Here is a 659-nt window from a genome sequence, read left to right as displayed (position 1 = left end):
CAGTTCATAGCTTTGACCGAGCAAGGCCAACACGCGCTATCTCAACTCGACCAACAACAAAATACTTTCTTCGAATCATTGCTATCCCATCTGGACGAAAACGAGCAGCAACAGCTCAAACAAGGGCTTGAAGTGTATCTAAAAGGCTTAACCAAAGTATGCCAAGCAAACCAATTTGTTCTTCGCCCACTCAGCAAGGCCGATAACCCACAAGTCGCAGACGTGATTCGTCAGGTTTCCGCGGAATATGGTCTAACCGCAGACAAAGGATACGGCGTCGCAGACCCAACACTTGATGACATGTATTCTGTGTATAACCAACAAGGTGCCGCTTATTGGGTGATTGAGTACAATGGCGTCATCGTCGGTGGTGGTGGTTTTGCTCCACTAGCAGGCGAACCTAACGTGTGCGAACTACAGAAAATGTACTTTTTACCCCAAACTCGTGGACACGGCTTGGCAAAACGTATCGTCGCGCTGAGTCTGCAATTGGCGAAGCAACTTGGCTATCAAAAGTGTTATTTAGAAACGACAGAATGCTTAAAAGAAGCGATAGGTTTGTATGAGAAGTTAGGCTTTGAGCATTTACATGCCCCGCTTGGACAAACAGGGCATGATGCATGTGAAGTAGTGATGCTTAAAACACTGTAATAAAGAGC

1 protein-coding gene is annotated in these 659 nt (G+C 46.1%); it reads left to right on the top strand.

The window, feature by feature from the left end; translation table 11 throughout:
- Positions 1-651 (top strand): GNAT family N-acetyltransferase (locus R8O10_RS25550; protein WP_318192001.1); only part of this gene is annotated, 651 nt, incomplete at its 5' end.
- Positions 652-659: the final 8 nt, after the last annotated feature.

The organism is Vibrio sp. 1727, assembly GCF_033344415.1.
GTDB lineage: Bacteria > Pseudomonadota > Gammaproteobacteria > Enterobacterales > Vibrionaceae > Vibrio > Vibrio alginolyticus.
This window is presented reverse-complemented; position numbering and strand designations above follow the sequence as displayed.